Annotated in this window: 8 protein-coding genes; 6 read left to right on the top strand and 2 right to left on the bottom strand. The window is 61.9% G+C overall.

Features of this window, described 5'->3' with window-relative positions:
• Window positions 1–5 precede the first annotated feature (5 nt).
• Together priA and gltX are read right to left on the bottom strand one after the other, a co-directional pair.
• The gene (gene priA / locus RX395_RS04645; RefSeq protein WP_316365824.1) at window positions 6–2,459 is read right to left on the bottom strand and encodes a replication restart helicase PriA; all 2,454 of its coding nucleotides are present in this window, start codon (window positions 2,457–2,459) and stop codon (window positions 6–8) included.
• Window positions 2,460–2,548: 89 nt separating this feature from the next.
• Complete coding sequence (gltX, locus tag RX395_RS04640; protein WP_316365821.1) at window positions 2,549–4,024, bottom strand: glutamate--tRNA ligase; 1,476 nt, start codon at window positions 4,022–4,024, stop codon at window positions 2,549–2,551.
• Window positions 4,025–4,336: 312 nt separating this feature from the next.
• Here gltX and metK point away from each other — a divergent pair, with 312 nt between their 5' ends.
• The 6 genes from metK to RX395_RS04610 all read left to right on the top strand — a co-directional run bounded on the left by metK (window position 4,337) and on the right by RX395_RS04610 (window position 12,974).
• A complete protein-coding gene (metK, locus tag RX395_RS04635) occupies window positions 4,337–5,617 on the top strand; it encodes a methionine adenosyltransferase (protein ID WP_022094972.1) in 1,281 nt (426 codons plus the stop codon).
• A gap of 313 nt (window positions 5,618–5,930) precedes the next feature.
• Complete coding sequence (gene sdaAA, locus RX395_RS04630; protein ID WP_316365820.1) at window positions 5,931–7,538, top strand: L-serine ammonia-lyase, iron-sulfur-dependent, subunit alpha; 1,608 nt, start codon at window positions 5,931–5,933, stop codon at window positions 7,536–7,538.
• 149 nt (window positions 7,539–7,687) lie between these two features.
• Window positions 7,688–9,421, top strand: a complete 1,734-nt coding sequence (locus tag RX395_RS04625) for a L,D-transpeptidase (RefSeq protein ID WP_316365818.1) — start codon at window positions 7,688–7,690, stop codon at window positions 9,419–9,421.
• Between the two features lie 132 nt (window positions 9,422–9,553).
• Window positions 9,554–10,990 (top strand): efflux RND transporter periplasmic adaptor subunit, encoded by a 1,437-nt coding sequence (locus RX395_RS04620; RefSeq protein ID WP_316365816.1) that lies wholly within the window; start codon window positions 9,554–9,556, stop codon window positions 10,988–10,990.
• Window positions 10,990–11,763 carry an ABC transporter ATP-binding protein gene (locus tag RX395_RS04615; protein WP_138340805.1) on the top strand — a complete coding sequence of 258 codons (774 nt, stop codon included), beginning with the start codon at window positions 10,990–10,992 and terminating at the stop codon, window positions 11,761–11,763. Before RX395_RS04620 ends, RX395_RS04615 begins: the two co-directional genes overlap by 1 nt.
• Window positions 11,760–12,974 carry an ABC transporter permease gene (locus RX395_RS04610; protein ID WP_316365813.1) on the top strand — a complete coding sequence of 405 codons (1,215 nt, stop codon included), beginning with the start codon at window positions 11,760–11,762 and terminating at the stop codon, window positions 12,972–12,974. The genes RX395_RS04615 and RX395_RS04610 overlap by 4 nt, the downstream gene beginning before the upstream one ends.
• Window positions 12,975–12,978: the final 4 nt, after the last annotated feature.

Raw genomic sequence — 12,978 nt, 5'->3', positions numbered from 1 at the left:
AGTTGTTACATCAAATCATAGGCGTCGACGTCAACGCTCACGCTCACGCCACGCACGGAGCCCACCTCTTTGAGGCAGGCGTCGATATCATCAGAGACATGGTACCCCACGGGCGACTTCACAAGCAGATGGAAGCGGTAACGGTCCTTGGCTCTCTCGATTACACACGAAGCCGGGCCCAGCACCTGCGGCACGGCACTCCCCGCCCGTAAAAAGTCGGGCGCGGCGGCATGCCAGCGTCGCTTAAGAAGCTTTGCAATGCGCCCGATGTAGTCCTGCGCGTCGTCTCGGTTCGTCGACCACACCAAGATGTTGACCAGGCGAACAAACGGCGGGTACAGCGCGTCGCGGCGCTGATCCAGGTCGTAGTCGGTAAAGATCGAACGATCGTGCTCAGCGACGGCGCGAATTACCGGGTCATCGGGCAGGTAGGTCTGGATGATCACCTCGCCAGGGCGATCGCCGCGACCGGCACGGCCCGCCACCTGTTCCAGCAGGTCGTAGGCGCGCTCCCCTGCGCGGAAGTCCGGCAGCTTAAGGGCGAAGTCGGCATTGACCACGCCCACGAGCGTGACCTCGGGAAAATCGAGACCCTTGGCAATCATCTGGGTACCCAGCAGCACCGCGCAATCGGCGGCATCGAACTGCTCGAGCAGCTTTTTGTGCGCGTCCTTGCCACGCGTGGAATCGGCGTCCATGCGAATGATGGCAACGTCCTCGGGCAGCATCTGGTGCAGTGCGTCCTCGATCTGCTGAGTGCCCAGGCCCATTTTTGCCAGGTAGCGACTGCCACATTTGGGGCAACGACTCGTGGGCGCGGGATACGGCTGCACGCGCCAAGACGAACCGCATGTGTGACACTGCAGCGTGTGTGTGCGCTCGTGATACGTAAGCGCGGTGGAGCAGTGGTTGCAGGTGGGGACGCAGCCGCACTCGCGGCACATCAGGAAAGGCGCAAAGCCACGGCGGTTGTGCAACAGCACGGCTTTTTCGCGGCGCTCGACCACACGCTCCAGGCCTTCCATCAGCGGTTTTGAGAACATGGAGCGGCTGCCGTGCGAGAACTCGCGGCGCAGGTCGGCAATGCGGACTGTTGGCAGCACGGCGTGTCCCGGGCGCTCGGGCATCTCGACGCGCGTCCAGGTGGCGCCGTTGTAAGTACCGCGGCGACAGCGGTCGAGGGCCTCGGCAGAAGGCGTGGCCGAGCCCAGCACGAGCGGGCAGCAATAGCGGCGAGCCATCTCGGCCGCCACCTCGCGCGCGTTGTAACGCGGGCTGGAGCCCTGCTTGTAACTGGTCTCGTGCTCCTCGTCGATGATGATGAGGCCCAAGTCGCTGAGCGGGCAAAAGAGCGCCGAGCGGGCGCCGACGACCACGCGGGCCGCACCGCTGGCGACCATATCCCACTGGTCCAGGCGCTCGCCAGCCGAAAGGCGCGAATGGAACACGGCGACCGTCTCGCCAAAGCGCGAGCGGAAGCGGCCGACGGTCTGGGCCGTCAGCGAGATCTCGGGTACCAGCACGCAGGCCGAACGGCCGGCCGCCAGCACGCGCTCAATCGCCGAAAGGTAAACCTCGGTTTTGCCGGAGCCGGTGACGCCGTCGACAAGGACCACGTCTCCGTGGGCGTCAAGACGGGCGCGCTCAATCTGCGCGAGCGCCTGCTGCTGGCCGTTGGTAAGTGCGATCGGCGCCTTGCCGCTTGCCGAGGACAGCGTGGTCTGCTCGCTGCATCCACGCCACGCACGTCGCTCCTCCACCACCACGACGCCGCGTTTTTCGAGCGCCTTGATGGTCGCCGACATACTGTTATAAAGCAGGTTGAGGTCGCGCGTCGTGACCGGTCCGCACTGGAGCGCCTCGATGAGCTGACGCTGACGAACCGCCGTTTTGGGAGGCGTATAGTTGAAGCCCTCGGGCGTAAGCATGACCCAGCGGTTTTGGATGGGTTTAACGGCGGGGCGCTCAACGGTCCACACGCCATCATCGCCCTTGACCACGCGCGGGCTTCCACCCGGGGGCAAGAACAAACGCAGGCACTCGGAAAGCGTCGCGACGTACTCGCGGCTCATCCAGCGTGCGATACGGGCGGCCTCTGCGGTAAACAGCGGCTTGCTGAGGATAGCCTCGATAGGCTTGATACGCGCGGGGTCGAGAGCGCTGTTGCCCTGCAGGTCGGCCAGCTCGGGCGCGATGTCGACGATGTAGCCCGCGGCCGCACGGTTGCCAAAATGAACTAGGACGGTGGAGCCGATCTGGACATCGTTGGCGAGTGGCTGCGGAATGCCGTAGGCAAACGGCTCGGACAGCGCACGCGTCGGGATGTCGAGAACCACGCTCGCATAGGCGGCGATGGGCTCAGGTGCAGGTTTAGGCTGAGCCGAGGCAGCGGCAGACACTGGCTTCACCGGAACCTCCTCCGGTTCCGGCGAACCAAACAGCGAAAGTTGCTCGGCCATGGCCCCAGCACCTCCTATCCCATACGTCTACAGAAACAAGAGCCCCGCTCTGAGTGAACGGGGCTCGGATACATACGTTTGCGCAGCGATTACAGCGCCATCGTGCGGGCGCGGTCGATGCGCGCCAGGCAGTCGTCGCGACCGACGAGCGCCATGGTCTCGCCCAGCGGAGGGCTCACCATGTTGCCGCAGACGGCGACGCGCACGGCCTGGAACACCACGCGCTTCTTGAGGTCCATCTGATCAGGCAGCGGCTCAAGCGCGGTGTCGATGTTGGCAGCCGTCCACTCGTTCACACCCTCGAGCGCGGCCTTGGCGGCATCAAGAATGGCACCCATGCCTTCCTTGGCCAGGCCCTTGTTGACGGATTTCTCGTCATACTCGAGCGTCTCGGCCGTAGCGAAGATGGGAGCGGCGACGGTCACGGCGTCGGCCGGCATCTTGGTGCGCGGCTTAACGATGGCAGCGAGCGCGTCGATCCAATCCTCGCCGTACTCGACATTACCCTCGATCAGACCAGCCTCGTGCAGCTCGGGGACCATGATCTCGTCGGCAAACTGAGCATCGGACATGCCGTTAATGTACTCAGCGTTGACCCAATCGAGCTTCTTGGGATCGAAGGTCGCCGGGTTCTTGGAGATGCGGTCGAGCGAGAACTTGCTGGCCAGGACATCGCGCGGAATGATCGTGGTCTCGCCGTCGAGCGACCAGCCGAGCAGCGCCAGATAGTTGACAAAGGCGTCGGACAGGTAACCGGCGTCGCGGTACTCCTCCACCGAGGTGGCGCCGTGGCGCTTGGAGAGCTTTTTGCCGTCGGCACCCAAGATCATGGAGATGTGGGCGAACGTAGGCACGGGCGCGCCGAGGGCCTCGTAAACCATGACCTGACGCGGGGTGTTGGACAGGTGGTCGTCGCCGCGGATGACATGGGTAATCTTCATCATGGCGTCGTCGACGACGGTCGCGAAGTTGTACGTGGGCGTGCCATCGGAGCGGAAGATGACAAAGTCGTCAAGCTCCTTGGCGTCGAAGGTTACCTCGCCGTGGACGGCGTCGTGGATGACGACGTCGCCGCGGTCCTCGGGCACCTTGATGCGCAGGACGTAGGACTCGCCGGCCTCGATGCGGCGGCGGGCCTCCTCGGGATCAAGATCGCGGCAACGGCGCTGATAACCCTGGAAGGGGTCCTTGCGCTCTTGCGCGGCCTTGCGGTCGGCGTCGAGCTGCTCCTTGGTGCAGAAGCAGGGATAGGCCTTGCCCTCGTCCCAAAGCTTCTGGGCGGCCTGCTTGTACAGGTCCAGGCGCTCGGTCTGGGCGTAGGGGCCAAAGTCGCCGCCCACCTCGGGACCCTCGTCCCAGTCCAGGCCCAGCCAACGCATGGCGCGCAGGATGATCTGCGTGTTCTCGTCGGTGGAGCGGGTGGGGTCGGTGTCGTCGATGCGCAGGATGAACGTGCCGCCGTTAGCACGGGCGAAAGCCCAGTTATAGATAGCGGTGCGGGCGCCGCCGATGTGCAGCTTGCCCGTCGGTGAGGGTGCAAAGCGGACGCGAACGTCTGATGCCATGGAAATCTCCTCGATTGCAGGATGGATGTCTAACCGCACCAGTATAAAGCATCAAAGCAACCTCCGCACAAAGGGCACCGACCCAGTCATTGGGTACTCATTGGGGACAGACTTAAATGACCAGTCGTTGGAGACGTTCTTAGTTTAAGGCTGGTCATTTATGTCTGTCCCCAATGAGTAATTTAAGTCTGTCCCCAATGAGTAGGTGCGGAAAGGGTGTGAATGTTTGATTTACGCGCTATGATGTGCCCTTGCATAGAGAGCCCGGCGGAATGGTAACGGTCGCCGGGACACGTTTTTGAAAGGACAATCATGTCAGAAGAACTTCGTTCCATCCCGCCCCAACACGGGTCCTTTGTTTTTACGTCGGAGTCGGTGACCGAAGGTCATCCCGATAAGATCGCTGACCAGATCAGCGACGCCGTCCTCGACGCAATCCTCGCCAAAGAAATAGAGCTCCAGGAGCAGGGCTACATCGCCCCCAACGGCGTGCCTGCCAACGTGGAGAACGTCCGCTGCGCCTGCGAGACCCTCGTGACCACCGGCACCGTCATCGTCGCCGGCGAGATTCGCACCCAGGCCTACGTAGACGTTCAGGAAATCGCCCGTGGCGTTATCCGCCGCATTGGCTACAACCGTGCCAAGTTCGGTTTTGACTGCGACACCTGCGGCGTCATGAGCCTCATCCACGAGCAGTCGCCCGATATCGCCCAAGGCGTTGACGAGTCCTTCGAGACCCAGACCGGCGCTACCACCGACCCGATCGACCTGATCGGTGCCGGCGACCAGGGCATGATGTTCGGATATGCCTCCAACGAGACCAAGACCCTCATGCCCATGCCGCACTACCTGGCAAGCCGCCTAGCCGAGCGCCTGGCCGCCGTGCGTCACGACGGTACCCTCGCCTATCTGCGTCCCGACGGCAAGACCCAGGTCACCGTGCGCTACGAGGAAGGCAAGCCCGTCGAGGTCACGACCATCGTCATCTCCACGCAGCACGCTGCCGAGATCGAGGACATGGGCAAGATCAAGGCCGACCTCATCGAGCACGTCATCACCCCGGTCATGGCCGCCGAGAACATGCCGTGGGACAACGCCGACATCTACGTGAACCCCACCGGTCGCTTTGTCGTGGGCGGCCCCATGGGCGACACGGGCCTCACCGGCCGCAAGATCATCGTCGACACCTACGGCGGCTACGGCCGTCACGGCGGCGGTGCCTTTAGCGGCAAGGACTGCACCAAGGTCGACCGCTCCGCCGCGTATGCCGCGCGCTGGGTAGCCAAGAACGTGGTCGCTGCCGGTCTGGCCGACCGCTGCGAAGTCGAGCTTGCCTACGCCATCGGCGTTTCCAAGCCCCTCTCAATCATGGTCGACACCTTCGGTACCGCACATGTTGCCGAGGACAAGATCGTCGAGGCCGTAGAGAAGACCTTCGACCTGCGCCCGGGCGCAATCATCCGCGACCTAGACCTGCGCCGCCCCATCTACGAAAAGACGGCAGCCTACGGTCACTTTGGCCGAGAAGACGCCGACTTCACCTGGGAGAAAACCGACCGAGTCGAAGAACTCAAGGCAGCCTGCGGCCTGTAAGCTTACGAGAAAAGCTACAGCCAAATAACAACGCACCAAAAGAAGTACCGGCCCCAACCGGTACTTCTTTTTTATTTAAACGGTGGTGAAGATGCTTCGATATGAGCCTACGCTGCGTCACCAGCTAATGAATTTTGAAGCACACGCGCCTCTACCATGTATCCTTAGTTCCGAGGGCTTTGGTATTTGGTCGATCGCGAGTTCCGCACGAGCCGGAGGCCACTTAATGTGGCCTCCGTGCGAGCAGGACTGTCCGAGCAGGCGACCAAATACCAAAGCCCTCGGAACGGCGGGACAGATTAAAGGAGCACCCATGGCAGGCAAGCCGCAAACACTAGCTACGACCTCGGCATTCGAGATCTTGGGCCCCGTCATGGTCGGCCCCAGCTCATCGCACACCGCCGGCGCCCTGCGCTGCGCCCAGGTTGCCGCCAGCCTGCTGGAAGGCCGCATCACCAAAGTCACCTTTGGCCTGTGGAACTCCTTCGCCCACACCTACCGCGGCCACGGCACCGACCGTGCGCTCGTCGCGGGCATACTGGGCCTCGACACCGATGACGAGAACATCAAGCAGGCCTTCGACCTCGCACGCGAGCAGGGCCTCGAATATCACTTTGACATCAAGGGCGACGACGCCTCCATCCACCCCAATACCGTCGACATCGACATGGTCGACGACACGGGCGCCACGGCACAGGTTCGCGGCGAGAGCCTGGGCGGCGGCAAGATGCGCATCAGCCGCATTAACGGCGTCGGCGTCGACATCTCGGGCATGTATTCCACGCTCTTCGTGGCGCACAAGGACGTCCCCGGTGTACTCGCCGCACTCACCAACCTGCTCGCCTACGCCCACGTAAACATCGCCTTCTGCCGCACCTACCGCACCGAAGTGGGCGGCCAGGCCTACTCCGTCTTTGAGACCGACGGCGCGCCCGACGACACCGTCGTCCCCATGCTGCGCAAGCTCGACAATGTCGATTACGCGACCTTTATCGAGCTCCCCGGTTCTGCCTCGTCGCTCTCTCCCGGCGTCTCGGCCAAGGAAATCTTCGACGACGGCGAGCAGCTGCTCGATGCGTGCGAGGAACTGGGGCTCAGCATCGGCGCCGTCATGGCCGTTCGCGAGGCACGTCTGACCGGCGAGGCCCACGCCGTCGCCGCCATGCGCCGCGTGCTCGACGTCATGCGCGAGGAGACCACGGCCCCCATCGCCAATCCGCAACGCTCGCTCGGCGGGCTTATCGGCGGCGAGGCCAAGCTCGTCGAAGCAACCCGCTGCAACGATTTGAGTGCAAGCCTGATGGGCGCCGTCCAGACCGACGCCGTTGCCCGCGCCATGGCCGTGCTCGAGCGCTCCGCTACCATGGGCGTGATTGTCGCCGCCCCCACGGCAGGTTCCGCGGGTGTTGTGCCCGGCTGCGTGCTGGCGCTCGCCGATCGCCTGCAGCTCGACGACGAGCAGGTCATGGACGCGCTCTACTGCGCAGCCGCCATCGGCCTCAACCTCACCACGAGCGCCTGCGTCGCCGGCGCCGAGGGCGGATGCCAGGCCGAGGTGGGAAGCGCCGCCGCCATGGCGGCCGCCGCGCTGGTGCAGATGCTCGGCGGCACGCCCGAGCAGGCGCTTGACGCCAGTTCCATCGCGCTGAGTAACCTGCTGGGCCTCGTTTGTGACCCCGTCGGTGGCCTCGTGGAGGTGCCCTGCCAAAACCGCAACGCCATCGGCGTGGCAGCAGCCTTTAGCTCGGCACAACTCGCCCTCGCAGGCATTAAGAGCTTAGTGCCGTTTGACCAGATGGCACATGTCATGCTCTCGGTGGGTCACGCGTTGCCGGCCACGCTGCGCGAGACGGCAAAGGGCGGCATCGCGCAGGCTCCGGCCGCACTTTCGGCCTGTGCAAAATGCGGGGTGTGCGGATAGCGGCAAAGAATAACTCAAAGGTGGGACAAATGTCCCACCTCTTTTGAATGCCACCGTTTCCGTACCACAAACAGCAGGGCAATCGCCATAATGCAAGCCCAGTAAAAACACGATGAACCGCAAGGCGAAAATCGAAGGATATGCATACGATGTCGCAAAACGATCGAACTCAACTGATTCCCGATCCGCAGCAGCCGAGCAGGCACACCGGCGGCGTTCAGTCGCCGCGTCCTATCGCGCCGAGCCACGGTCAGCAGCGTGGTGCGGCAAACGCTTCTCAACGCCCGAACCAACAGCGACAGCAGCGTCAACAACGTCAGCAGCGCCAGGCAAACGGCAATGCGCCCAAGCAGTCTCCCACGCACGCTCGAGGCGATCGCGGCCCCGCGCGCAAGCCCGCCGAGAACAATAAGTCGGGCAAAAAGACAACGCTCTTTGTCGTCCTTGGTCTAATCGTCATTGTCTATATCGTAGGCGTCGTAGCGTTTTCGCAGGTAGCCTACCCCAACACCACCATCGCCGGCGTCGACGTCTCGTTCTCCAACGCTTCGTCTGCCGCCACCAAGGTCAACTCGGCATGGAAGCACTATAAGCTCACCGTGACAGGAGATGACTTTAACTGGACCTATCAGCCCGAGTCCGATGAACCCATCGTCGACGGTGAAGCTGCAGCAAAAGAAATCATCAACCACAACGAAGCCTTTATTTGGCCGGTCCGCCTTGTGGAATCCTTAAGCGGCAAGACCAAAACAACTGCTACCTCCAACGAAGTCGATCTTGATCAAGACGTCGACCTGTCCATGCTCTCCGATACCTTTGACCAAAAGAAGTTTGAGGAGGACCTGGGCGCTGCTATCGACGAGTTTAACGAGGGCCGTTCGGGCACGTTCGAGGCCAATAGCTCCTATGACGAGCAGGCCGGCAAGTTTACCGTCGAGAAGGCGCGCTCCAACGAAAAAATCAACCGCGAGCATGTCATTAAGTATGCCGAGCTCGAGCTTGCCTCGCTGGCCGAGACCGTAGATCTTTCCAAGCTCGGCAACGATGCCTATGAACCGCTCAATGGAACGCTAACCGATGATCAGATTCAGGCCGCATGCGATGCCGCCAACAACTTCCTGGGCGTCAATGTGACCCTCAAGCTCAACGGCGAGGATGCCGGAAAGGTCGACGGCAGCTCCGTGTTGCAGTGGATCAGCTTTGCCGATCCGGACAACCCCACGCTCGATACGTCGCAGATCAGTAGCTGGGCAGCCGAGCTCGCCAACGGCTTTAATACCGTGGGCTCCACTCGTTGGTGGACGCGCGCCGATGGCAAGCAGTGCGCCGTCGAAGGCGGCGACTTTGGTTGGTCCATCGACAGCAGCTCGCTCGCCAAGCAGGTCGAGGACGCCATTAACAACAAGCAGACCGGCGAAATCGAGATCAAGTACTCCCAGAAGGCCGACACCTTTACCGCAAAGGGAGAGCCCGACTGGAAGGCATACATCGATGTCGATCTGTCCGAGCAGCACGCGCGCTACTACGACGAGAACGGCAATATCGTGTGGGAGGCCAACTTTATTTCCGGCAAACCGGGCGAAGACGCCACCCCCGAGGGCGTGTGGCAGATCAACAGCAACGACGGCGGCAGCACCCTGATCGGAGCCAAGGACCCCGAGACCGGTAAGCCCAAATACGAGAGCCCGGTGAGCTACTGGATGCCGTTCGAGGGCAATATGATCGGCTTCCACGATGCCACCTGGCAAAACGACAAGAGCTTCGATAATGCCGAGTCGTACAAGTGGTGCGGCAGCCACGGCTGCATCAACCTGCGCCTGGCAGACGCCAAGGCACTGCACGATTGCATCAAAGTCGGCCTGTGCGTGGTTGTCCACTCGTAGTGCAACGCGCGCATTCCTACAATGTGGAACCGCTGCGACCAATCTAACAGTTCCGAAAGAAACCGTCCTATGCGCCCGCCCCAACCGGTGGGCGCATATAATTATCGAGGTTCTTTCTATAAAGGAGACGCTATGCCGAATGTCCCCACGATCACCCCGGGCCCGGATGATACCGAACACACGCCCGAAGATGTCACCGAAACGATTCCTCTGATTACAAACGAACATGCCGACAAGCAGAGCGGACGCACGAACGATACGGTCGAGATTTCCGATGAAGAGGCATACGCCAAGCTCAAGGCAAAACGTGCCGAACGTCGACGCAAAAAGCTGATTCGACGCGGTATTGCCGCCGGCGTCGTAGGTGCCATCGCGCTCATTGCCATTGTCGCAACCCTGGTTATCAATGCGCAGCCACAGGGCACTAGCGGGCCTGTGACCGACATGGTGACCGAGGGCACGTTTACCACAACGGTCGAGGCGAAAGGCCAGCTCAAACCCATTTCGTCCTCAGTGGTCTCGCCTTCTGTCGACGGCACGGTCGATTCTATCAACGTGCAGGCAGGCCAATCCGTCAACGAGGGCGACGTGCTTATGACCATTAAAAACGACGAGCTCGATCGCAACGTTGCCGAGGCGCAGCGTGCAGTTGCAGCCGCCCAGGAAGACCTCGCCAACGCACAGAAAGCCGCAGCCGCCGCGCAGGCCACCCCAACGACGGACGTTGATGGAGCTTCCGCAGCAGCTGGCATCTCCGCCGCATCGGCGGACACGAACGCCGTATCGGCCGCGCAGCGCAGCCTCGCATCGGCCCGGGCAAACCTCGACCAGGCGAACGCCAAGGCCGCCAGCCGTACGGTCACGGCCCCGAGCTCGGGTAGCATCGTGGAGCTCAACGCCAAGGTGGGCGCCACGGTAACAGGCGGCATGATCATGGGCGAAAGCGATACGAGCGGCGGCAAGCAGTGCATGCAGATCGCCGACCTATCCAAGATGAAGGTGACCGTGCGGGTGGGCGAAAAGGACATCGCCAAGATCGCTGTTGGGCAGAGCGCCAACGTCACGTGTCCCGCGTTTCCCGATATCGTGAGCCAGGGAACGGTCACGGCCATCGCTTCGGTGGCAAACTCCGACGCCGCTAACGGTGGCGGCGGCAGCGTGACCTTTAATGTCGACATCCTCATCGAGGCGCCCGACGCGCGCCTGAAGCCGGGCATGACGGCCGAGGTCACGGTGGTGACCGAGCAGCTCGACGACGTGGTGATGGTGCCGACGATGGCGCTCATGACCGAAGACGGCGAACATTATTATGTCAACGTGGCGACTGATGACGAGGGCAAGCAAACCCGTCGCGTGAAGGTGACCGTCGTGACGCAAAACGACAACGAAGCCGTAGTCGGTAAGACACAGGTCAAGCGCGACGACCAGGGCAACGAGATCAACCCCAACGTGCCGGTTACCAAGCTGCGCGATGGCGACACTCTCGTCATGGACACCGGAGCGAACGCAACGGCTGACGGCGGCTACAGCGCGGATTCGGGCAGTATGTCTGACGATGAGGGCATGTAATGCGTCCCGTTATCGACATCCGCAACGTACACCGCATCTTTGAGAGCGAGGCGGGTTGCGCCCACATCCTGCACAACGTGAGCCTGGCGGTAGAACCCGGCGAATTCGTCGCTATCACTGGCCCCTCGGGCTCGGGCAAATCAACGCTCATGAACATCCTAGGCTGCCTGGACAAACCGACGGCGGGCGACTACTACCTGCAAGGGCTCAACGTGGCCGAGCTCGATGATGACGAGCTCACCGAAGTCCGCGCCCTGAGCATTGGCTTTGTCTTTCAGAGCTTCAACCTGCTGCCGCGCCTGTCGGTTATCGAAAACGTGATGCTGCCGCTGGCCTACACCAATGTGCCCCGTAGCCAGCGCGAAATGCGCGCCGTGCACGCGCTGCAGGCTGTCACGCTGCCCGTCGACCACTGGGACCACCGCATATCCGAGCTCTCGGGCGGCCAGATGCAGCGCGTCGCCATCGCACGCGCCCTCGTCAATGACCCGCCCATCATTCTGGCCGACGAGCCGACGGGAAACCTAGACTCCGCCACTGGAGCGCTTGTGATGGAGACCTTCCATAAGCTCCAGAAGCGCGGCAAAACCATCGTGCTTATCACACACGACCCCGGCATCGCCGCCGAGGCCGACCGTGCCGTGACCATCCGCGACGGTCGCATTCACGACGGCGCGTATATTCCACATGCACCGCGGACCCTGCGCAGCGCCGTAGATAGCCTGCCCATGATTTCCGCCTCCGCCAACCCGCCGAAAGGAGAGATGGCATGAGCGCCCGCGATCTCATCCAGGAAGCCCTTCACTCGCTCGAGGCCAACAAGGGACGCAGCCTGCTCACCATCCTGGGCATTGTAATCGGCATCGCCTCGGTTATTGCCATGACTTCGCTCATCGGCGGCATCCAAAGCAGCTTGGTCAACAGCCTGGGCCTCAACGCAGCTCGTATGGTTCAGATTTATTCGTCCCAAGAACTCACCGATTCTGACGTTCAGAAGCTTCAAAAACTAGTGCCGCAGATAGAGCAGATCGGAATTGTCGACAGCGCGTACACCGAGTACAAGACCGGCGATAAAAGCTATACCGTCATGGCACAGGGTGTCGATAGCGACATGCTCGACGCCGTGGGGGCCAGCAAGCTCGTTGCGGGGCGCACCTATTCCCAGGCCGAGTCCCAATCAGGCTCGCGCGTGGCGCTCATCAGCCGCGGCGGCGCCGATCAGCTTTACGGCAACGAACATGATGCGCTGGGGAAAACCATCAAGGTGTCCAACGGCGAGGTGCAGATTGTAGGCGTGATTGATGGCGGCAGCGACTCCATGGGCTCGCTCACGCTGTATATGCCACGCGAAACCATCTCCGGGCTGTTTGGCGACGAGAATCCTTCATTCCCCAGCGTGACAGCACTTGCCGCCGAGGGCACGGACATGGATGAGCTTTGTAAGACCATCGAGTCAAAGGTGCGCGCGATGAAGGGCATCGAGGAGGAGGAGGAGTACGACAGTGTATCGGCAACATCCATGAAAAGCGCCATCGATACACTCAACTCCTTTATGGGCGCGTTCTCGCTCATCATGGGCGCTGTCGCCAGCATCTCGCTGCTTGTCGGCGGTATCGGCATTATGAATATGATGCTCACCAACGTATCTGAACGCATCCGCGAGATCGGCATCCGCCGTGCTCTGGGCGCCAGTCGTCGCGATATCACCGCGCAGTTTTTGGCCAAGTCTTCGGCGCTGTGCGTCACCGGCGGACTGTTGGGTGTCCTGATTGGCTATCTGCTGGCCTGGGCTCTTGCGATGTTTGCCTCCGGATCCGGGATTCTTGGCGAGCTCGGTGCCAGCGGGCAAATCACACCGAGCTTTTCAATCGCCACGGTATTGCTGGCCTTCGCCGTCTCCGTCGGCATCGGCGTAATCTTTGGCTTCTACCCCGCTCGCCGTGCAGCAAAGCTCGACCCGGTGGAATGCCTACGCTACCAGTAAGCCA

The sequence above is a fragment of the Collinsella aerofaciens genome (assembly GCF_032584215.1).
In the GTDB taxonomy this organism is placed as follows: Bacteria; Actinomycetota; Coriobacteriia; order Coriobacteriales; family Coriobacteriaceae; genus Collinsella.
This window is presented reverse-complemented; position numbering and strand designations above follow the sequence as displayed.

Bases quoted from the DNA above. Each gene is read 5' to 3' on its own strand.
- RX395_RS04620 (WP_316365816.1), top strand. From the start codon at position 9,554: ATGCCGAATGTCCCCACGATCACCCCGGGCCCGGATGATACCGAACAC.
- RX395_RS04610 (WP_316365813.1), top strand. From the start codon at position 11,760: ATGAGCGCCCGCGATCTCATCCAGGAAGCCCTTCACTCGCTCGAGGCC.
- metK (WP_022094972.1), top strand. From the start codon at position 4,337: ATGTCAGAAGAACTTCGTTCCATCCCGCCCCAACACGGGTCCTTTGTT.
- priA (WP_316365824.1), bottom strand. From the start codon at position 2,459: ATGGCCGAGCAACTTTCGCTGTTTGGTTCGCCGGAACCGGAGGAGGTT.
- RX395_RS04625 (WP_316365818.1), top strand. From the start codon at position 7,688: ATGTCGCAAAACGATCGAACTCAACTGATTCCCGATCCGCAGCAGCCG.
- RX395_RS04615 (WP_138340805.1), top strand. From the start codon at position 10,990: ATGCGTCCCGTTATCGACATCCGCAACGTACACCGCATCTTTGAGAGC.
- sdaAA (WP_316365820.1), top strand. From the start codon at position 5,931: ATGGCAGGCAAGCCGCAAACACTAGCTACGACCTCGGCATTCGAGATC.
- gltX (WP_316365821.1), bottom strand. From the start codon at position 4,024: ATGGCATCAGACGTTCGCGTCCGCTTTGCACCCTCACCGACGGGCAAG.